This is a genomic window from Geobacter benzoatilyticus (assembly GCF_017338855.1).
In the GTDB taxonomy this organism is placed as follows: Bacteria; Desulfobacterota; Desulfuromonadia; order Geobacterales; family Geobacteraceae; genus Geobacter; species Geobacter benzoatilyticus.
In genome coordinates, this window is sequence record NZ_CP071382.1 from 529,796 (window position 1) to 547,859 (window position 18,064).

Annotated in this window: 22 protein-coding genes, 1 tRNA gene and 1 riboswitch; of the genes, 5 read left to right on the forward strand and 18 right to left on the reverse strand. The window is 58.6% G+C overall.

The features are described 5' to 3' along the window. The 8 genes from resB to alr all read right to left on the reverse strand — a co-directional run bounded on the left by resB (position 1) and on the right by alr (position 9,091). Complete coding sequence (gene resB / locus JZM60_RS02380; RefSeq protein WP_207163940.1) at positions 1-1,359, reverse strand: cytochrome c biogenesis protein ResB; 1,359 nt, start codon at positions 1,357-1,359, stop codon at positions 1-3. Positions 1,360-1,554: 195 nt separating this feature from the next. Then, positions 1,555-1,830 carry a cytochrome c7 gene (locus tag JZM60_RS02385; protein WP_207163941.1) on the reverse strand — a complete coding sequence of 92 codons (276 nt, stop codon included), beginning with the start codon at positions 1,828-1,830 and terminating at the stop codon, positions 1,555-1,557. A gap of 136 nt (positions 1,831-1,966) precedes the next feature. After that, entirely contained in the window at positions 1,967-2,476 is a 510-nt protein-coding gene (gene purE / locus JZM60_RS02390) for a 5-(carboxyamino)imidazole ribonucleotide mutase (RefSeq protein WP_207163942.1), read from the reverse strand. 25 nt (positions 2,477-2,501) lie between these two features. Next, complete coding sequence (purD, locus tag JZM60_RS02395) at positions 2,502-3,773, reverse strand: phosphoribosylamine--glycine ligase (RefSeq protein WP_207163943.1); 1,272 nt, start codon at positions 3,771-3,773, stop codon at positions 2,502-2,504. Positions 3,774-3,871: 98 nt separating this feature from the next. Then, positions 3,872-5,437, reverse strand: a complete 1,566-nt coding sequence (purH, locus tag JZM60_RS02400) for a bifunctional phosphoribosylaminoimidazolecarboxamide formyltransferase/IMP cyclohydrolase (RefSeq protein WP_207163944.1) — start codon at positions 5,435-5,437, stop codon at positions 3,872-3,874. 150 nt (positions 5,438-5,587) lie between these two features. After that, positions 5,588-6,898, reverse strand: coding sequence for an ASKHA domain-containing protein (locus JZM60_RS02405; RefSeq protein WP_207165425.1), 1,311 nt, complete (start codon positions 6,896-6,898; stop codon positions 5,588-5,590). Next, positions 6,885-7,928 carry a selenide, water dikinase SelD gene (selD, locus tag JZM60_RS02410; RefSeq protein ID WP_207163945.1) on the reverse strand — a complete coding sequence of 348 codons (1,044 nt, stop codon included), beginning with the start codon at positions 7,926-7,928 and terminating at the stop codon, positions 6,885-6,887. The genes JZM60_RS02405 and selD overlap by 14 nt, the downstream gene beginning before the upstream one ends. 23 nt (positions 7,929-7,951) lie before the next feature. After that, positions 7,952-9,091: an alanine racemase gene (alr, locus tag JZM60_RS02415; protein WP_207163946.1), complete on the reverse strand. Its 1,140-nt coding sequence runs from the start codon at positions 9,089-9,091 to the stop codon at positions 7,952-7,954. A 143-nt stretch (positions 9,092-9,234) separates the two neighbouring features. Beyond that, a riboswitch (TPP riboswitch) is annotated at positions 9,235-9,337 on the forward strand. A 118-nt stretch (positions 9,338-9,455) separates the two neighbouring features. On the opposite strand from alr, the gene thiD reads away from it, so the two are divergent. The 5 genes from thiD to JZM60_RS02440 all read left to right on the forward strand — a co-directional run bounded on the left by thiD (position 9,456) and on the right by JZM60_RS02440 (position 13,115). After that, a complete protein-coding gene (gene thiD, locus JZM60_RS02420) occupies positions 9,456-10,928 on the forward strand; it encodes a bifunctional hydroxymethylpyrimidine kinase/phosphomethylpyrimidine kinase (RefSeq protein ID WP_207163947.1) in 1,473 nt (490 codons plus the stop codon). A gap of 36 nt (positions 10,929-10,964) precedes the next feature. Beyond that, positions 10,965-12,275 carry a phosphomethylpyrimidine synthase ThiC gene (thiC, locus tag JZM60_RS02425; protein ID WP_207163948.1) on the forward strand — a complete coding sequence of 437 codons (1,311 nt, stop codon included), beginning with the start codon at positions 10,965-10,967 and terminating at the stop codon, positions 12,273-12,275. Positions 12,276-12,333: 58 nt separating this feature from the next. Then, a tRNA-Thr gene (locus tag JZM60_RS02430) sits at positions 12,334-12,409 on the forward strand. A 187-nt stretch (positions 12,410-12,596) separates the two neighbouring features. Beyond that, positions 12,597-12,884, forward strand: coding sequence for a hypothetical protein (locus JZM60_RS02435; protein WP_207163949.1), 288 nt, complete (start codon positions 12,597-12,599; stop codon positions 12,882-12,884). 57 nt (positions 12,885-12,941) lie between these two features. Next, a complete protein-coding gene (locus tag JZM60_RS02440; RefSeq protein WP_207163950.1) occupies positions 12,942-13,115 on the forward strand; it encodes a hypothetical protein in 174 nt (57 codons plus the stop codon). A gap of 46 nt (positions 13,116-13,161) precedes the next feature. Here the strand turns inward: JZM60_RS02440 and JZM60_RS16910 are convergent, their stop codons facing one another. From JZM60_RS16910 to JZM60_RS02485, 10 genes are all read right to left on the reverse strand, one after another. Further along, positions 13,162-13,461 carry an HGGxSTG domain-containing protein gene (locus JZM60_RS16910; protein ID WP_420907827.1) on the reverse strand — a complete coding sequence of 100 codons (300 nt, stop codon included), beginning with the start codon at positions 13,459-13,461 and terminating at the stop codon, positions 13,162-13,164. Beyond that, the gene (locus tag JZM60_RS02445; protein ID WP_207163951.1) at positions 13,409-14,047 is read right to left on the reverse strand and encodes a hypothetical protein; all 639 of its coding nucleotides are present in this window, start codon (positions 14,045-14,047) and stop codon (positions 13,409-13,411) included. The genes JZM60_RS16910 and JZM60_RS02445 overlap by 53 nt, the downstream gene beginning before the upstream one ends. A gap of 59 nt (positions 14,048-14,106) precedes the next feature. After that, positions 14,107-14,307, reverse strand: a complete 201-nt coding sequence (locus tag JZM60_RS02450; protein ID WP_207163952.1) for a hypothetical protein — start codon at positions 14,305-14,307, stop codon at positions 14,107-14,109. A 12-nt stretch (positions 14,308-14,319) separates the two neighbouring features. Next, on the reverse strand, positions 14,320-14,568 hold the full coding sequence (locus JZM60_RS02455) for a hypothetical protein (RefSeq protein ID WP_207163953.1): 249 nt from the start codon (positions 14,566-14,568) through the stop codon (positions 14,320-14,322). A 1-nt stretch (position 14,569) separates the two neighbouring features. Further along, positions 14,570-15,124, reverse strand: a complete 555-nt coding sequence (locus JZM60_RS02460) for a RuvC family protein (RefSeq protein WP_207163954.1) — start codon at positions 15,122-15,124, stop codon at positions 14,570-14,572. Next, complete coding sequence (locus JZM60_RS02465; protein ID WP_207163955.1) at positions 15,121-15,576, reverse strand: CHC2 zinc finger domain-containing protein; 456 nt, start codon at positions 15,574-15,576, stop codon at positions 15,121-15,123. The genes JZM60_RS02460 and JZM60_RS02465 overlap by 4 nt, the downstream gene beginning before the upstream one ends. Further along, on the reverse strand, positions 15,573-16,406 hold the full coding sequence (locus JZM60_RS02470; protein WP_207163956.1) for a DnaB-like helicase C-terminal domain-containing protein: 834 nt from the start codon (positions 16,404-16,406) through the stop codon (positions 15,573-15,575). Before JZM60_RS02470 ends, JZM60_RS02465 begins: the two co-directional genes overlap by 4 nt. A 10-nt stretch (positions 16,407-16,416) precedes the next feature. Continuing rightward, positions 16,417-17,040: a hypothetical protein gene (locus JZM60_RS02475; RefSeq protein ID WP_207163957.1), complete on the reverse strand. Its 624-nt coding sequence runs from the start codon at positions 17,038-17,040 to the stop codon at positions 16,417-16,419. Beyond that, positions 17,037-17,246, reverse strand: a complete 210-nt coding sequence (locus JZM60_RS02480) for a hypothetical protein (protein ID WP_207163958.1) — start codon at positions 17,244-17,246, stop codon at positions 17,037-17,039. Before JZM60_RS02480 ends, JZM60_RS02475 begins: the two co-directional genes overlap by 4 nt. A 356-nt stretch (positions 17,247-17,602) precedes the next feature. After that, positions 17,603-17,890: a hypothetical protein gene (locus JZM60_RS02485; protein ID WP_207163959.1), complete on the reverse strand. Its 288-nt coding sequence runs from the start codon at positions 17,888-17,890 to the stop codon at positions 17,603-17,605. Positions 17,891-18,064: the final 174 nt, after the last annotated feature.

Below are 18,064 nucleotides of genomic sequence, written 5' to 3' on the forward strand. Positions count from 1 at the left end.
TTACAGTTGTTTCAGTTTTTCGACCAGCCCATCAAAGGCAAGCTGGAAGCCCGGCTGGTTCTTGTTCGCGCTGCCGCCAAGGGTTACCTGCCCTTTGCGCACCCGGATCCAGATGCGCTTGTGGGACATGAAAAATGCCATACAACAGCCGGCCACCATCAGGAAACAGCCGGTCCAGACGACCCAGACCCCCGGGTCTTTGGCCACCTGAAGGCCGGTGAACATCTTCTCGTCAGAGCCATCATAAGTAAAGATCAGATCAGCCCCACGCTGGGCATCAAACTCGGGGTAATTCTTGAAAACGACGAACGCCTGGGGTTCACCTCCCCCTTTGGGCGTAACCTCAATGCGAGCGGCAGCGCCACTGAACTGGGGCATGAACTGACTTACCTCTTGGGCAGCCTCCAGCACCTGCATTGAAGAACCATCGGGAAGGAGCTTCCGCTCCCCCTGGTGCAGCGACAGCCTGACCGGCTCGCCTCCCTTGCGCTCGCGAACCGTGAAATGATAGAGCCCCTCTTCGCCCGCCGGGCCGTAGCTCGACTGGTAGAAGGTTATTCCCTTGTAGCTGAGCGGATCATTGACAATGGTCGGCCGCTTTTCGACCACAACCTTGCCGTCGTCAATGACGGTCAGCAGGCTCTTGAACTCCTTGGGAGCACCTGTTTCGTAGAATGAAACCGAAAAATCATCGCACCGTACGGTGAAGCCGAGATCAATGGGCTTCTGTCCCGCACGGTTGTAGACAACCGATGTGCCGGTTCCCTCGACAATATTCACATAGGCCTTGTACCCGAAAAAAGAACCGATCAGCGCCCCGATAAATATGACCACGATGCTCAGATGGACAACATAAACCCCCAGCCGGCTGTAGGGGCTCTTTTGGGCAAACAGGTGGTACTCGCCATCACGCTCGGTAATCACCGGCTCAGAGAATTCACCCTTCAGGAAAGCGGCCATCTTGTCCCGGAGCGAAGCCGCATCACCGTTCATTTTGACATCATGGGTGAGGCTCAGGGTTTTCTCGAAGCTGTCATCCATAACCAGAACCGGCTCGGAGATAATCTTCCAGACCCGCGGCAGGCGCTTTATGGAGCAGGCGACGATGTTGACCGTAAAGAGATAGAGTAGAAGGATGAACCACCAGGAGTGGTACATGTCGAAAAAGCCCAGGGCCTGGTAAATCTTGTACTTCCCCTCGCTAATAGTCTGAAGATATTCAGGGGGCGGGGTCCCCTGCGGGATAATGGTGCCGATGATTGAAGTGGCCGCCAGCAAGATGAGGAGGAAAATGGCGAGTTTGACAGAACAGAAAAAATCCCACAGGGTCTGCAAAAAGCCGCGATCGCTGGTTGTCAACGTAATACTCCCGGGTTCCTATGTATTTTAATCAAAAAAACGTCCTTGCGGGCGTTTCTCATTATAACCAAATTTATCGTAAAAAAACAAATATTTAATTTTTTCTAACCCTGAATCAACCTAAAAAAAGGGGGATAACAACAAGTTTGTTACCCCCTTTTCAAATGCCGTATCACTACCGGCGTCACTCAGATACTATTTCTTGTGGCACTCGCCGCACTTGGTCGGCCCCTTCTTCATTTCTTCGTGGCAGCCTTTGCACCCTTTGCTGTGGGCCAGCTCTTTGCCGAAGCCCTCGATCTTGCCGATGCCCTTTTCGTGGCATTTCTTACAGTTGCCAACCGCTTGCTGGTGCATCTTGTGCGGGAAATTCACATCCCCGTTCTTGGCCTTGAAAACGATTTCGTCGGCAGCAAAGGCGAAACCGGCGCAGAAAACGGTCAGGGCGAGAGAAGCGATGATTCTTTTCATTGATTTACCCCCTTTTTGCTCGAAGCTTTTGGTAAAAACCGCCAGAAACTTATACCGGAGACCCCTTCTTGTCAAGGGGAAAACCGTATACAACCGAGCCTAAACCCAGCAATTACCGACATTTAATGTGCCAAGACTAACTATTGCCCAGGCGTTCCTGAAGCGCCCGGTCCTTTGCTTCCACTTCATCGGCCATGGTCTGTTTGTATTCCTGAAGTTTCGCGGTGAGTGCAGAATCCCCCAGGGCTATGATCTGGACCGACAGGAGTCCGGCATTCTTGGCTCCGGCCTTGCCGATGGCCATGGTGGCAACCGGAATCCCGCCCGGCATCTGTACCATGGCATAGAGAGCATCAACACCGTTGAGCGCCCCGCCTGGAATAGGCACGGCTATCACCGGCAAAACCGTATCGGCGGCAATAACGCCTGCCAGATGGGCGGCCATGCCCGCGCCCGCAATAATCGCCTTGACCCCTCGTCCCGCTGCTCCCGATGCAAGAGCTGCCGCCTTTTTGGGTGAGCGGTGCGCCGACGCGACCCGCATCTCCCACGCTACTCCGAACTCATCAAGCACTTTCGCCGCCTCTTCCATGATGGCAACGTCCGAATCGCTCCCCATAACTATAAGCACTTGCGGACCATTCATCTCAACATCCTCCCTTGCCGGCCTGTTAGCGCCTCAAAGCCTTGGCGCCGATATCGTTGCGAAACTGGACCCCATCCCAACTGATCTTTCCAACCCCCTCATAGGCCCGGTCAATGGCCTCCTTGACCGTGGCGCCAAGACCGGTAACCCCCAGCACCCGCCCCCCGGAGGTAACGACTGCACCGTTTTTCTCCGCCGTACCGGCGTGGAAAACATAGAGATCGTCAATCGCCGCAGCTTCAGAAAGTCCCCGGATAACGTCCCCCTTCCGGTAATCGCCGGGATAGCCGCCGGCAGCCATGACGACACATACGGCTGCCTTGTCCTGCCACTGGACGGCGACGCCGGACAGGTCGCCGCGTGCCACGCCGAGAAGGACCGGCACGATGTCCGACTTCATCCGCATGAGTAGCGGCTGGCATTCGGGATCGCCGAAACGGGCGTTGAACTCCAGCACCTTCACATCGTTGCCGTTGATCATGAGTCCCGCGTAGAGGACCCCTCGATAGGGACGCCCTTCGGCAGCCATGCCGTCCACGGTCCGCTTCATAACCTCGGCCATGGCGAAATCGTGAATCTCGGGAGTTACCACCGGCGCAGGCGAATATGCCCCCATGCCGCCGGTGTTAGGCCCCTTGTCGCCGTCGAAAACAGCCTTGTGATCCTGGGCACTTGCCAGTGGGATAATGGTCTTTCCGTCGGTAAACGCGAGGAACGAGGCCTCCTCCCCCACGAGGAACTCCTCGATCACGACCCGGGAACCGGCGGAACCGAACGAGTTGCCGGAAAGCATATCCGTAACGGTTGCCACCGCCTCGTCGCGGCTCTGGGCGATGATTACCCCCTTGCCGGCAGCAAGCCCGTCAGCCTTTATGACGATGGGGACGCCGACCTTGTCGATGAAGGCGACAGCCGGCTCTACTTCGGTGAAAACGTCGTAGGCGGCAGTGGGGACTCCGTATTTTTTCATCAGATCCTTGGAGAATGCCTTGCTCGCCTCGATGATGGCCGCGTTTCTCCGGGCACCGAAAATCAGAAGGCCATGCTCCTCGAACAGATCCACTATCCCGAGCGACAGGGGCAATTCCGGACCAACCACCGTAAGGCCGATCTCCCGTTCCATGGCAAAAGCCAGAAGGCCGGGAAGATCATCGACCGCCAGGGGGACGTTTTCAGCGATAGTGCCGATCCCGGGATTGCCCGGGGCGCAGTAGACCTTCTCCACCAGGGGGGATTGGGCGATTTTCCAGACAAGGGCATGTTCACGCCCGCCGCCGCCGACAACGAGTACTTTCATATAAAAATCTCCTTAAACGTCCACCATGGAGTCACAAGAACACAGAGAATGCTCTTATTGCTTTTCTCCGTGCCTCCTTGGCGGATTTTCGTTTTTTTTCAATGCCGGAAATGCCGCATCCCGGTGAAGACCATGGCCATGCCGTGCTCGTCGGCGGCCGCGATCACTTCGGCGTCACGCATGCTCCCACCGGGCTGGATGACCGCCGTTATCCCCGCGGCGGCGGCATTGTCGATGCCGTCGCGGAAGGGGAAGAATGCGTCGGACGCCATTACCGCCCCCTTCACCTGGAGCCCGGCGTGCTCCGCTTTAATGGCGGCGATGCGGGCCGAGTTGACCCGGCTCATCTGGCCGGCGCCAACGCCGATGGTCATGCCGTCCCTGCCGTAGACGATGGCGTTGGACTTCACGAACTTGGCAACCCGCCAGGCAAAGCGGAGGTCGATCATCTCCTGCTCCGTGGGTTGACGCTTGGACACAACCGTCAACTCGGCGGAGAGGAGCAGGTCGGCATCCTGAACCAGCAGGCCGCCGTTAACCCGCTTGAAATCCAGCCGTTGTGCCGGCTGGGCCGGCCACATGCCGCACTCCAGGAGCCGGACGTTCTTCTTGGCGGCCACCACCTCGATTGCTTCGCGGGAAACCTGCGGCGCGATTATTACCTCCACAAACTGCCGGTCGCAGATAGCTTTGGCCGTCTCGCCATCCAGCTCGCCGTTGAAGGCAATGATGCCGCCGAAGGCCGATTCGGGATCGGTGGAGTAGGCCCGGTCATAGGCTTCCAGTAGGTTCTTCCCAATGGCCACTCCGCAGGGATTCGCGTGCTTGACGATGACGCATGCCGGGGCCTCGTCGAACTGCTTCACGCACTCCAGGGCCGCGTCGGTATCGCCGATGTTGTTGTAGGAGAGCTCCTTCCCCTGGAGCTGGCGCGCCGTGGCCACCGAAGCCTCCGTCACCTGCCGCTCCACGTAGAAGGCGGCCGACTGGTGGGGGTTCTCGCCGTAGCGCATCTCCTGGGCCTTTTTGAACTGGATGGTGAACGTATCGGGGTACCGGGCAACCCCCTCTTCGAGCCGCGCACCGAGCCAGTTGGAAATGGCGCCGTCATAGGCGGCGGTGTGCTGGTAGACCTTCACCGCCAGGCGGAAGTTGGTCTCCTTCGCCACGGAGCCGCCTGATGCCTTTATTTCGTCCAGCACCGTGCGATAGTCGGCCGGATCGACGATTACCGTCACGTCGGCGTTGTTCTTGGCCGCGGAGCGGAGCATCGTGGGGCCGCCGATGTCGATGTTCTCGATGGCATCTTCCAGGGTGCAGGAAGGGTTCGCCACGGTGGCCTCGAAGGGATATAGGTTCACCACGACCATATCGATGGGAGGGATGCCGTGCTCCTTCATGGTTGCCACGTGCTCGGGATTGGACCTCATCCCGAGAAGCCCTCCGTGGACCTTCGGATGGAGGGTTTTCACCCGCCCGTCCAGCATTTCGGGGAAACCGGTGTGCTCGGATACGTCCTTCACCACCAAGCCGGCATCCCTCAACAGCTTTGCGGTGCCGCCGGTGGAAAGAATCTCGACGCCGTAACCGGCCAGTTCCCTGGCGAACTCGACGATGCCGGACTTGTCGGATAGGCTTATGAGTGCCCGCGTGATTTTTGCCATGGTTTGCATACTCCTTGAAAACAAATTAGCCACAGAGACACTGAGGCACTGAGAAAGCCAAAACCGTTTAACAGAGGGTGTTCAGAATGTTGTCAGGATGGACATCAGGCCATCTTTCCCCGGCCCCGAAACATATTCCCCGGCTTGCGTTTATTGCTTTTTCTCTGTGCTCTGCGTCTCCGTGGCGGATGTCCAACGAAATTGAGGGAAATTGATCTGCTGCAGAAAGTGTTTCTCGAAGGCGGGGGTGCCGGAAAGAGGTATTACGCGGACCTTTTCCGCAAGATGGTTAACCGCCGCGAACCCGCCGGGTGCAAGGAGCGCCCGCTCGACACCGCGAAGCGTCCCTTCCCGCACGAAACTCGTTGTTTGTACCATGTTTTCCGTTAAGATTCCAACGCTTTTTAGGGTGGCCGGATCGAGAACCGCGCCAAACGAGCCGGTCAGGACCACGCCCGCCACATCCCCGCCGCCGACGCCCGCCCGCTCCAACAGAACCTCCATCCCGGCACGGATTGCCCCCTTGGCCAGTTGCACCTGACGGATGTCCCCCTGGGAGAGCCGTACCGTTCGCGCGGCATCGCGGTGGAGCACAAAGGAAAGCTCCTCTCCCACGGTCATCACCCGGTTTCCGAGGCCCGACGGAATTTCCTCGGGAGGGAGCAGCCGGCCGGTCTGATCGATGATCCCCTGACCGAGGAGGAGCGCAATCGTCGCAAGAACTCCGGAGCCGCAGATGCCGGCCGCAGGCTTCACTCCTATGGTGGTGAGGAGCAGCCGCTCCCCTTCCAGGGCCACCCCGCTGATGGCTCCGGGAAGCGCCGCCATGCCGCATGAAAGATTCCCCCCCTCGAAGGCGGGGCCGGCCGCGGCGGACGTTGCGACAAGCTTGCCGCCGAACGCCAGGGCGATCTCGCCGTTGGTCCCCAGGTCCAGATAGAGACAGGGACCGGGGACCGGGGACCGGGGACCGGAAACACCATGGAGGAACGCCACGGTATCCCCGCCGACAAAGCCGCCGGGGAGGGGGAAGAGGAACACTTCCGCCGGAAGGTCCCAGCCCAGTTCGGGGGCAGGAACGGTTTTGCCGGCGGCGAAGAGGGGACGATAGGGGGGGAACGCGAGGGAGTTGACCGGAAGTTCCAGCAGAAGATGCTCCATGGCAGGGTTGCCGGCTACCGCCATGGCGGCAAGATGCTCCGGCAATTTCCCGGCGTCGTCCAGAAGCCCATGGGCAAGGCGGCAGATCTCCCCGCGAACAAGTTCGGCCATCAGGCGCCGGGCGTCATCGGAGCGGCAGGCGGCATCGAGCCGCGAGACCACGTCGGCTCCGAACTCCCTCTGGGGATTGAGACTGCCGGCAACGGCCAGCCTCTCGCCGGTCACGGCATCGAGGAGCGAGGCGGCGAGGGTCGTGGTGCCGAGATCAACGGCAATGACAAGCCGTTCAGACGATGACAACGGCGTGGTCCCGCCGGGGGAGAACGTCCCCGACAGCGACGGCAAACAGGCCACGACCCGCTGCCGCCAAGAGGAAAGCGGAGGCGGATTCAGGGGCAAGAGCCATGAGAAGCCCCCCGGAGGTCTGGGGATCGAAGAGGGGAAGCATCCGGTCGTCTGCACCGGCAGGGAACGAGACAAAGGAAGCATAATGGTCACGGTTGCGGTAACAACCCGCCGGCACGAGGCCGTCAGAGGCCAGATCCATGACCCCCTGCATCAGCGGTACCCTGTCGAGTCCGATTTCGAGGGTTACCCCGGCTCCCCTGGCCATCTCGCAGGCATGGCCCACAAGGCCGAAACCGGTGACGTCGGTGCAGGCGGACGCCCCGCACTCCAGCATGAGCTCCGCGGCCCCGGCATTCAACGCCGTCATCCAGCGAATCGCCTCATCCGCGACACAGGGAGAAACCATGTCGGCTTTTATGGCCGTAGAGACGATCCCGGTCCCCAAAGGCTTGGTGAGAATGAGTCGATCGCCGGGGCGGGCGGTGCTGTTGCGCACGATGCGGTCGGGATTGATGAGCCCGGTGACCGAAAGGCCATATTTCAGCTCATGGTCCTCCACCGTATGCCCGCCCACAAGGCAGGCGCCAGCCTCGCGCACCGCATCGAGACCGCCGGCCATGATGTCGGCCAGGATCTGCCCCGGCAACGTGCAGGCGGGAAAGAACGCCAGGTTCATGGCGGTGGCCGGCCGCCCCCCCATTGCATAGACGTCGGAAAGTGCGTTTGCCGCTGCAATCCGGCCGAACGTGAACGGGTCATCCACCAGCGGGGTGATGATATCCACGGTCTCCACAAGGGCAAGCCCCTCACCTATCCGGTAGACTCCCGCATCGTCGGCAGTCTCCGGCCCCACGAGGAGGTTCGCATCGTCCCCCTTGCCAATGATGCCGCTCAGAGCGTCTTCCAGGCCCGCCGGGCCCAGTTTTGCCGCTCAGCCCGCAGCTTTCACCATTGATGTCAGCTTGATTTTCTGTCGTGTCATAAATCACAGATCCCGGTATTTAGTCACCGTGTCGCATTCAGGTAAACCCGCGGCACCCGCTTGCTGATGCCGCAGAAAATCTCGTAGGGGATGGTTCCGGCCCAGGTAGCCAACTCCTCGGCCCTGACACAGTTCCCCTCCCGGTCGCAACCGAGGAGCGTCACCTCGTCACCCACGGCCACGCCCGGTATATGGGTCACGTCGAACATGATCCAGTCCATGCAGACGGTACCGGCGACCCGGGCGCGTTCTCCCCGGATCAACGCCTCCCCCCGGTTGGTCAACGCCCGGTTGTAGCCGTCGGCGTAACCCACTGGAACGCTTGCGATGAGGCGCCGGTCAGGGGCGGTGTAGCGGCGTGCATAGCTTATGCTCGTGCCGGGCTCCACCCACTTGAGCATGGCCACGGTGCTCCGCAGCCTCATTATGGGGCGAAGAGACATCTTCCCCTCGAAATCCCCCGACGGAAGAGCACCGTAAAGCACGATACCGGGACGGGCCAGATTGCAGAACGGCAAGCTCATGCCGAAGGCCGCCGCGCTATTGGCAATGTGAACATAACGGGGGTTGAGCCCCACCGCCCGCGCCTCGGCCACCGCCTGGGCAAATACGGCTGCCTGGCGCTCCGAGAAACGGCGGCCGTCATCATCCAGTTCATCGGCAGAAGCGAAGTGGGAGAAAATCCCCTCCAGTTCCACGGAACGCATCTCCCGCAGTTCCCGGAAAAAGGCAGGGGCATCGGCGGCGGAAACCCCCAGCCGCCCCATGCCGGTGTCCATTTTTACATGGATCTTGGCCTTGCGGTAGAGGCGGGATGCCGTGTCGTTCAGAACCCGCGCCTGCTCCAGGGAAAAGACGGCAGTGGAGAGATTGAATCCGACGCATTTGCGCTCCTGCCCCGGATAGACCCCCCCGAGAATCAGGACCGGCCGGTCGATGCCACTCTTGCGCAGCTGAATCCCCTCGGCCAGGAAGGCCACGCCGAACGCGGCGACTCCGAGGGATTCCAGCTCGCGGGAGATGTCCATGAAACCGTGACCGTAAGCGTCGGCCTTGACTATTGCAAGGAGCCCGCAGCCGGGGGGAACGGTGCGCTGCACCAGGGAAAAATTATCGCGCAATGCGGCAAGGTCTATTTCGGCAATGGTAGGGCGGCTTTCCATGCCCTTTTCCTACCACTTCTCCCCGTTGCTGTAAAGCATGAACCTGTAAATCCCGACATCGGGCTTCCACCTGAATGGTCCCCCTGCCAAAGGGTTAAATCCGTTGACTTAACGGAAAAATTCGTTTAGCTTTGTTTACAAAAAAAGCCTGCTGGGGGAGTTCTTCGAGAACTGAGACGGGCGCTGCCCGAACCCTTACCACCTGATCCGGGTAATGCCGGCGTAGGGAAGCGGCCAGAAACCTCGCTATCCATTTTGAGTTCTGGGACCGTGACCACCTGTCACGGTTTTTTTGTTTGCCCCCACCGCCGGCCACCGGCCGGTTTTACGGGATCAACCGGATTCACGGGAGAATAGATAGAGCATGAGCAGCAACGGTCACACGCTCCGGCTGGTAGTCAATCGCGACAAGCAGGATTCTGCCATCCGGGGGCTGTACCTTGTCACCGACCATGGCGATCGTCTCATGGAGCGGGTCGAGGCGGCCATCGACGGCGGCGCCCGCATCGTCCAGTACCGGAACAAGGGGCTGGACCGCTCGCAACGCTTCGCCATGGGAGAGGAGCTCTGCGAACTCTGCCGCAGGCGGGGAGTTCTCTTCATAGTAAACGATGACGTGGAACTGGCACGGCAGCTGAAGGCCGACGGCGTTCACCTGGGCCAGGACGACGGCGATCCCCGCGCGGTGCGCCGCGAACTCGGACAGGGGAAGCTCATCGGGGTTTCAACCCACAACCTGGAGGAAGCTCTGGCGGCCCAGGCGGCCGGCGCCGACTACATCGGCTTCGGCGCCATGTTTCCCACACGCAGCAAGGATATCGAGCATCTGGCGGGACCCGAGGGACTTGCCGCCATACGCAGCCGGATCTCAATCCCGATTGTTGCCATCGGAGGGATCACCCGCGACAACGGCAGCCGCGTAATCGACGCCGGCGCCGACGCAATGGCGATCATCTCGGCGGTCCTCTCCCACCACGACCCGGCCATGGCTGCGGCCGAAATAGGCCTTCTCTTCAACCGCAGTACGGCTTACCCACGCGGCTCGGTTCTCACCGTAGCGGGAAGCGACTCGGGGGGCGGAGCCGGCATTCAGGCCGACCTCAAGACCATCACGCTGCTGGGGAGCTACGGATCGTCGGTCATTACCGCCCTCACCGCCCAGAACACCAGGGGAGTCTCCGGCATCAACGGCACGAGCCCCTTCTTCGTGGGCGACCAACTCGACGCGGTCCTGTCCGACATTGCCGTAGACACCGTAAAGACGGGCATGCTCTTCTCGGCGGACATCATCGCAACGGTAGCCGATAAGCTGAGTGAATACCAGAAGCGGATCGTGGTCGTGGACCCTGTCATGATCGCAAAAGGGGGCGCTCACCTCATCGACCGGAGTGCCATCAACGTCCTCAAGGACCGGCTGATTCCCCGCACATACCTCCTCACCCCAAACATCCCCGAGGCTGAACGGCTCACCGGTCTCACGATCGCCAACGAAGAAGGGATGCAGGAGGCTGCCCGGCGCCTTTACCGGCTCGGTGCCCGCAACGTCCTCGTCAAGGGGGGCCATCTGGTGGCCGGAGATGCGGTGGACATCCTCTTCGACGGCTCAGCATTTCATCGTTTCACCGCTCCCCGCATCCTCAGCAAGAACACCCACGGGACCGGCTGCACCTACTCCTCGGCAATCGCCGCGTATCTGGCGCAGGGGGAACCGCTCCGGGAAGCCGTCGGCCGCGCAAAAGAGTTCGTCACCGCCGCCATTCGCCTCGGCCAGCCACTGGGCCGGGGACATGGTCCGGTGAACCACCTTCTGGCCGCGGAGGAAGTCAGGGACCGGTAAAAACGTTTCTTCATTCAAATCAAGGAGTATTGACACATGGCAACGACGCAGCTTGAATACGCCCGTCAGGGGATCATCACCGACAAAATGAAGGAAGCCGCCCTGGCCGAAGGGGTATCACCCGAGTTCATCCGCGAGGGGCTCGCCGCAGGCACCATCATCATATGCCACAACATCAAGCATGGCAACGGCCGTCCCCTGGCCGTGGGGAAAGGGCTCCGCACCAAGGTGAACGCCAACATCGGCACATCCGCCGACGACACCGACATCTCCAAGGAACTGGAGAAGGCCCGGGTGGCGGTACACCACGGCGCCGACGCAATCATGGACCTATCCACCGGCGGCCCCGTGGATGAGATCCGCCGCGCCATCATCGCCGAGACCAGCGCCTGCATCGGCAGCGTTCCCCTCTACCAGGCGGCCCTGGACGCGGTGCGCACCAAGAAGAAGGCCATCGTCGACATGACCGTGGACGACATCTTCGAGGGGATTATCAAACATGCCGAGGACGGGGTCGACTTCATCACCGTCCACTGCGGCGTGACCCGTTCCACCGTTGAGCGGATGAAAAACGAAGGGCGGCTCATGGATGTCGTCTCCCGCGGCGGCGCCTTCACCGTGGAGTGGATGGCCTACAACAACTGCGAAAACCCCCTCTTCGAGCACTTTGACCGGCTCCTGGAAATCACCAAGGCCTACGACATGACCCTGTCGCTTGGAGACGGGTTCCGCCCCGGCTGCCTGGCAGACGCCACAGACCGGGCACAGATACACGAATTGATTCTCCTGGGCGAGCTTACCCAGCGGGCCCAGGCCGCCGGGGTGCAGGTAATGATCGAAGGGCCCGGCCATGTGCCCATCAACCAGATCGAGGCCAACATCCTCCTCCAGAAGCGGCTCTGCCACGGGGCGCCGTTCTACGTCCTCGGCCCCCTGGTCACCGACATCGCTCCGGGCTACGACCACATCACCTGCGCCATCGGCGGAGCCATCGCCGCCTCGGCCGGCGCCGACTTCCTCTGCTACGTCACCCCCAGTGAGCACCTGCGCTTGCCGACCGTCGAAGACGTCCGGGAAGGGGTCATCGCCTCCCGCATCGCAGCCCACGCCGCCGACATCGCAAAAGGGGTCAAGGGGTCCATGGAGAAGGACATCGCCATGGCCAAGTGCCGCAAGAAGCTCGACTGGGAGGGGCAGTACAACCTCTCGCTAGACCCGGAGAAAGCACGCAGGTTCCGGGAGGAATCGGGTGTGTCCGACCACGGCGCCTGCACCATGTGCGGTGAGTTCTGCGCCTACAAAGTCATGGACGACGCCATGGAAAAGCAGCGGGGCGCCGGCAGATAACCGGCCGATTAGCCGTTGACTTGACAGGCAAAGTACGGTATTTATCTTCTCCTCATTCGCCACCTTAGCTCAGATGGTAGAGCAACTGATTCGTAATCAGTAGGTCGCCGGTTCGATTCCGGCAGGTGGCTCCAGAAAAGACAAGGGTTCACAGTTTTCACTGTGGACCTTCTTTTTTTGTAGGTACCATATAGGTACCACTAGAACAAAAAACCGGCCTCCCTCGATAGGGTGAGCCGGTCTTTTTTTGCCCTCGTTGCAGTCCCTCTTAGGAGTGGTAGGATTAGCAGAAGTTTATTTAGCGACTGATGGGGGGATAACATGAAATGGCTTTTTTTGCTGTCGTCCTTAATCTTTCCGCTCATTGTACATGCGGCTCCTGGCTCATATTCGGGTAATTTTGAGGAAGGAGATTCTGGGGTAGGACACATTTCTTGGGCCGTCATCCTGATAGCGGTTCTTTTTTTGATCGCAATGAATCTGATGCCTTATTTGTTGAAATCGCTTCCATTGAAATTTTTTCGACAAATGGATGAAGCTGGAGCTGGAATTTTTTGGATGGTTTTTGTTTTTCTGGCAATTGTGATTTTGGGTTGGCTTAAGTTTTAGGATGAAATAGCGGAGGGCTTTATCGGCCCGACAGTGTGCCATGAGAGGAACAAACACATGGACAACCTCTCCAAGATTCAGTCGCGCCTGGAACAGTTCTTAGCTTTCCGCAAGACGCCGGAATGGGAGAAGCTACCGCCCAAGGTCAAGCTTCGGGTCAACGAGTGGCTTCTGAAAACAGCCCGGTACCAGAAGAAGACCGGCAATATATCGAAAGCGTACCCTGAATAGTGAAAAGCCCCCTTGAGAGACGAATGAATCTCCCTTGGGGGCTTTCTTACAGGTCAGCAAGATTTTCCCGAAGCATCTTGAAGAATTCCCGAAATCGGCGCTGCTCTTCCATTGCCTCAATGGAGTATCGCCCGTCAACCCACTGTCCGTGACGTTCGCCCCTTGGTGCGCCAGGGGATTTACCGCCATGGAGCCGGCAACGCTTCTTTCCGTGGATTGCTGGGGCCTGACATGGTGTCCCGCACCTTGTTTTCGCTCCGCATCGTGGGGAATCGTGGGCGCTTTGCATCGGGTTATCCTTGTTTTTCATCCTTCGCGCCCTCCCCCCCGGCCTTGTGCTCGACATGCCCGACTATTGCCTGACCGCCAGCATGGACGTTGACGTGTTCAACACGGACGGTCTGCTGGCCTTTCCCCCGGAGCTTCTGCAGCGCCTCAACCTGGGCCGTGAAAGTCCGCATCAGCTTCACGGCGCGGTTCACGTTGGCGTCGATGCCCCCCGTAGATTCAAGGGCGATGGCGCGGCGCATGTACTCAGTGGCGGCGTTGTGGCAACCGATCATCTGGACCGCCAGAAGGGCCTCTGTCGTGTTTTGCGGGGCAATGCCAGCCAATATATCGATGTTGCGGTTAAGGCCCTCGGCATTGCGCGTCGTTCCCATATTCGCCAAATTGCTGATGATCTCTTCTGTCCCGCCGACGCTCTTGACCCCGAACGCCGATGCAAGCTTGATGATGTTGAACTTGTCGCCGTACTCCCCGGAAGTTTCCGTGAAGGCAACTTTACTGGTCCCGGTATCCTTGAATTTGGGGAACTGAGGCCAGGAAAGCATCTCGTCGGCGAGTGCCAATTCCTCCTTGGAGAATTCCGCCGGCAGTGTTGATGGTGGTGTCTCGGGTTTGCCCTTGATAGGTTTCTGTGGTTTTGCCATGCTCACCTCTCCTTCTTGATCCGCCGCGAATTTCGTCGTCAGTCATGATCTACCCCCCATTACGGCGCCAAACTGCAATCGACCCTACCCAACTGCTCACGGAAAGCGGCAACGGCCTCCTTGAGGCTGTCCCCTGTCGCCCCCTTTACCTGCTCGGCTACAGTTGCAACCTCTTCACAGAACTGCCGGGACTTCTCAAGGTGATCGGCGAGGTCGTCATATTTCTGCAATTTCCTTCTCTGGCTTTGCGACATTTCCATAAAATTCTCCTCTCAACGTTGTTGGTTTGAAGCTTCGGCGATCTTCTCCAACTCTCGATCACGGTCCCGCATGGGGCGCTGTGGTGGTTTGAGCCGCCGAAGCTCGTTGCTAACCTCTTCATTCCGTCGTCCGACTTCCTCAACACTCAACCCGCCTTCCTGAACAACGACGCAACCGAGGGCCACGTAGTAGGCAACAAGTTCAGGATCATCTTCGATTGCAAAAGCCTCTTTACCCTCGCAACCCACTAACCACGGCACTTCACACCTCCTTTCGTTCCATAAAGTTTTTTGCGCTGCCAAGAACCAATCGCCGGGAGTACTCACCGACAAGCAGGGCCTCAGCAATTCCGTCATGAGGTTTCCGGCACCCCACCGGTATCAGGTTCACGCCGGGGAAGAGCCGTTCAGCTTCGACAATCGACGAGGTCTTGTCTGAATTCAGCCCCATGACCTTCTTCCACTCCGCAGGCCGCACGGTGACGTAACGCAACCCGAGACAGGCCGCTATCGCCTCGAAGCCGCCGAAATGCTGTCCGTAGGTGAAAACGGACGTGACGCCCTGCTTCGGCATCGGCTGTGCCCGTTCCACTGCCAGGGTGTCGCCCGGTTCTGAGACTGAGCGAATCAATGCGACGATCTGCGCGACGGTTCCGGGCATGGGCCACGCCTCGGCACGGTTGCCGTCAAGTAGAGCGATTCCTCCCCGTTGGCCGGGGTCAACACTTATGATCTTCATGCTGGTTGTCCTTTCCATGGCCGGTCTGGTTGTCGCGGCCTCTCTCTTTTCTCGAACGGCATTGATGAGCCAATTCATGCTGCCAGCCTCCTGACGGCCTCGGGGAAGGTCAAACCCTCCACCTCCATGAGCCAGTCAACAGCGTTGAACTTACGATCGCAGACCGGGCACCATGCTTTGCCCGTCCTGCTGAGAAATACGAGGCTAGGCCGTTTATCTTCGTGACAGGGTGCCGTTGCCTTCCCTTGCCGGTCAAAGCCGACCAAGGAGCGAATATCGGCGTTTCGGGCTGCTTCGATTTGCGAGACTGTTAGGTGGCCGTCTTGGTTCTGGTATTTCGGCTTCGCCTTGTAGCCCTTGATTGCAACGATCTCATCCAGACATTGGAAGGCGTAGACATGTGAAACCTCGTCGTCTATCTCAAGCCATGCGTCGATTTCTTCCAACAGGTAACGAATCCTCATGGCAAAAGCTGCCTCGATTGAGATTCCCATGTCGTGGGCCGCTCTCGCAGTGTCTTGCGGCTTCATGGTTTTACTTCCTCGAAGGTGCCGCAATGCCAGCGGTAATTGAGGGTGCATTGACCGACGCGCCCCAGGTGCTTGAACTTCACCTTCTGCACGTAGACGTGGACCATGTTCTTGGTTACGTCGGGCCGGTGGATGGTGAGGCAGAAATCAGCTTTGTTCCGCCAGTGAGCCGAACCGGATATGTCGTAAGGAGTCGGCACGGGGTACTGTCCTGTGGCCTTGTCCTTCTGGAGCTTCGTCGGGTGGGCAACGATCCAGCAATGAACGTCATAGCGACGAGCAAACCGGCGTATCTTCGTTAGGGCAAGACTCACGTAATCCGTTTCTGACATGGTGCCCCGCTGATGCTCGATTTCGTTCCACGGGTCCAATACAAGACCTTGCAAGCCTTCCGACTCTGCCAGGAACCGTGCGCGATCCAGAATCCAGTCGAGATTGACGGTTTCGCCGTCATCGTCCGGGTAAAGCCATGTGAAATGGTCCTGTATCCAGTCCTTAGAAACGCGGTGGTCTGATGCCTCGAACTTGCTGAACTGCTCCCCTGCCAGCTTCTCCGCAATCTTGATGTAGTGCTGCTCAAGGGGATAGTTCTCCGGGCTGAAGAAGCAGAACTTCCAGCGGTAGAGCCGGGACAGGCGCACCAACATATCGTCAACGATTTCGCTCTTTCCATGGCCAGGGATGCCGGTAACGATGGTCATCATCCCGAGCCGCACACGGTAGAGTTCATCCAGGCTGGGGAGTTCAATCTTATGGCCGGGGTCTTGCCCCTTGTATCGCGCCTTTTCGACCTCGCCATAGAAGGCCGATACTTTGATAATTCCCTTCATACGCCCTCCATCAGTACCACGTCGGGTGCCCGCCGCTTTGAACGGGTGTCGGTTGTGTTGCAGTTGATTTCTCCCAGGTGCGTACTGCGGCCCTCCAATCCTTCATGGGCGCTTTGCCGATTATCCAACCCTTGGCCTCGTAGTGGTTGAACCATGCTTCAGGGTCAACGCCCTTGCCGCGCTCAAGGCAATAGGCTCTTACTTCCTCCAATTTTGGGAGGGTTTGGCTATTTAAGGTTCTAGGTTCTTTAGTAGGACCCCGCGATTGTCTCGCCGCTGTCTCGTCATTGTCTCGCCGCTGTCTCGCCTCTTCCGATAAAGCCTTGGAATCAATAAAGTTTATTGTTCCGCTATTGTCTCGGCTTTGTCTCGGTTTAGTACTCATGATTGTCCCGCGTTGATTGGTCTTCTTTCCTGCGGGTTCTGGATATTCAAGGCGGACTCCGATTTCCTTTAAGAACCGCTCCACCTTGCCGGTTGACCATCTCCAAAGGCTTGCATATCCCCTCAGCGTGGCCGTCTCCCCGTTGTCATAGTCGCAGGTAAGGGAGAACATGGCTTCAAGCCGGGTGTATGGCCTCTCCTTGGGGAGTTCACGGACAAGGGCCTTGTCGAGAGGAATCCAGCCACTCACAACAGCACCTTCTTCAACAAGTCGGCGCGGCTGCACTCAACCATAATCCACTCGCGGACGTTGGCATCCCATACTACGGCGTAGAATCGCTTAATTTGGCCGTGCCGTGGCTCCCCGGAATTTTGTTGATTTTTAAAAGGGGTAAGAGTACCGCAATACTCATGGAGATTGGCGGCTTCGTTGGCGTGATGGATTTGGCTGCTCATGAGCGCAACCCCCGGATTTCCCTGAAAAGCCGTTGACGGGTTGTGAGCAGTCTTCTCGCATTGAGGACTAAGTTTTCTGAAGCGTAACTGGCGACAGTGCTTATGATTTCCGGGGTGGCCGGAAATCCAAATTCGATCATTGTCCCCTGGGGGATAAGGTCAGGTTTCTCTCCTGTAGATGTAATTAGTGCTGCAACGAGGTCTAGGTCTTTGATACGATAAGTTTTCATGTCTCGTCTCTCTCATACCGTCGCCCCCTCCGGTAAATTGTTTCAGACCAGCGATATTCAGACCACCGGCCCTATGCGGTGTTATGTCGGTTCGAACTCCCGACCCTCAGATTCGTAGTTTTCAGCTCACGCCGCCGTTCGCTTGAACTGTTCAGACTGGGTGGTGTTGGCGAACTGCGGCAATGATTCGAGGAAATCGATAACTGCCGCTGCGGGGTAATAGACCGACCGTCCAACTTTGGTGAAACATAGGCCTGAAAGTGGCCCCATCCCAAGACGACCTTGCTCAAAGGTGCTATCAGCGGCAGGGATAAAGCGTTTCATGTCAGTTTGTCGGTAGAGGGGTTGTTTCAAGATTTCTTCGCGCAACTCGATGGTAAGAATTACCTTGTTCCTCACTGGTTCTCCTTTCATGTGCATGCTCCTTTCGTGGCCCAGAAACGAAAAAACCCGCGACAAGAGGCAATTATGCCTATCGTCGCGGGTCATTGATCCTCTGCATTGCAGAGTCGTTGCTTACCGCTAACTCTTTTTTATTCAGTTTCGTCTAGTATTGCCAAAAAACGAGCAAAGGGCAAGCATTTTTTA

What these genes read in the sequence shown, in the direction of transcription:
- JZM60_RS02385 (WP_207163941.1), bottom strand. Translation starts at nt 1,830, where the DNA reads ATGAAAAGAATCATCGCTTCTCTCGCCCTGACCGTTTTCTGCGCCGGT.
- purE (WP_207163942.1), bottom strand. Translation starts at nt 2,476, where the DNA reads ATGAATGGTCCGCAAGTGCTTATAGTTATGGGGAGCGATTCGGACGTT.
- purD (WP_207163943.1), bottom strand. Translation starts at nt 3,773, where the DNA reads ATGAAAGTACTCGTTGTCGGCGGCGGCGGGCGTGAACATGCCCTTGTC.
- purH (WP_207163944.1), bottom strand. Translation starts at nt 5,437, where the DNA reads ATGGCAAAAATCACGCGGGCACTCATAAGCCTATCCGACAAGTCCGGC.
- alr (WP_207163946.1), bottom strand. Translation starts at nt 9,091, where the DNA reads ATGGAAAGCCGCCCTACCATTGCCGAAATAGACCTTGCCGCATTGCGC.
- thiD (WP_207163947.1), top strand. Translation starts at nt 9,456, where the DNA reads ATGAGCAGCAACGGTCACACGCTCCGGCTGGTAGTCAATCGCGACAAG.
- thiC (WP_207163948.1), top strand. Translation starts at nt 10,965, where the DNA reads ATGGCAACGACGCAGCTTGAATACGCCCGTCAGGGGATCATCACCGAC.
- JZM60_RS02435 (WP_207163949.1), top strand. Translation starts at nt 12,597, where the DNA reads ATGAAATGGCTTTTTTTGCTGTCGTCCTTAATCTTTCCGCTCATTGTA.
- JZM60_RS02440 (WP_207163950.1), top strand. Translation starts at nt 12,942, where the DNA reads ATGGACAACCTCTCCAAGATTCAGTCGCGCCTGGAACAGTTCTTAGCT.
- JZM60_RS16910 (WP_420907827.1), bottom strand. Translation starts at nt 13,461, where the DNA reads ATGTCGAGCACAAGGCCGGGGGGGAGGGCGCGAAGGATGAAAAACAAG.
- JZM60_RS02445 (WP_207163951.1), bottom strand. Translation starts at nt 14,047, where the DNA reads ATGGCAAAACCACAGAAACCTATCAAGGGCAAACCCGAGACACCACCA.
- JZM60_RS02450 (WP_207163952.1), bottom strand. Translation starts at nt 14,307, where the DNA reads ATGGAAATGTCGCAAAGCCAGAGAAGGAAATTGCAGAAATATGACGAC.
- JZM60_RS02460 (WP_207163954.1), bottom strand. Translation starts at nt 15,124, where the DNA reads ATGAATTGGCTCATCAATGCCGTTCGAGAAAAGAGAGAGGCCGCGACA.
- JZM60_RS02465 (WP_207163955.1), bottom strand. Translation starts at nt 15,576, where the DNA reads ATGAAGCCGCAAGACACTGCGAGAGCGGCCCACGACATGGGAATCTCA.
- JZM60_RS02470 (WP_207163956.1), bottom strand. Translation starts at nt 16,406, where the DNA reads ATGAAGGGAATTATCAAAGTATCGGCCTTCTATGGCGAGGTCGAAAAG.
- JZM60_RS02480 (WP_207163958.1), bottom strand. Translation starts at nt 17,246, where the DNA reads ATGAGCAGCCAAATCCATCACGCCAACGAAGCCGCCAATCTCCATGAG.
- JZM60_RS02485 (WP_207163959.1), bottom strand. Translation starts at nt 17,890, where the DNA reads ATGAAAGGAGAACCAGTGAGGAACAAGGTAATTCTTACCATCGAGTTG.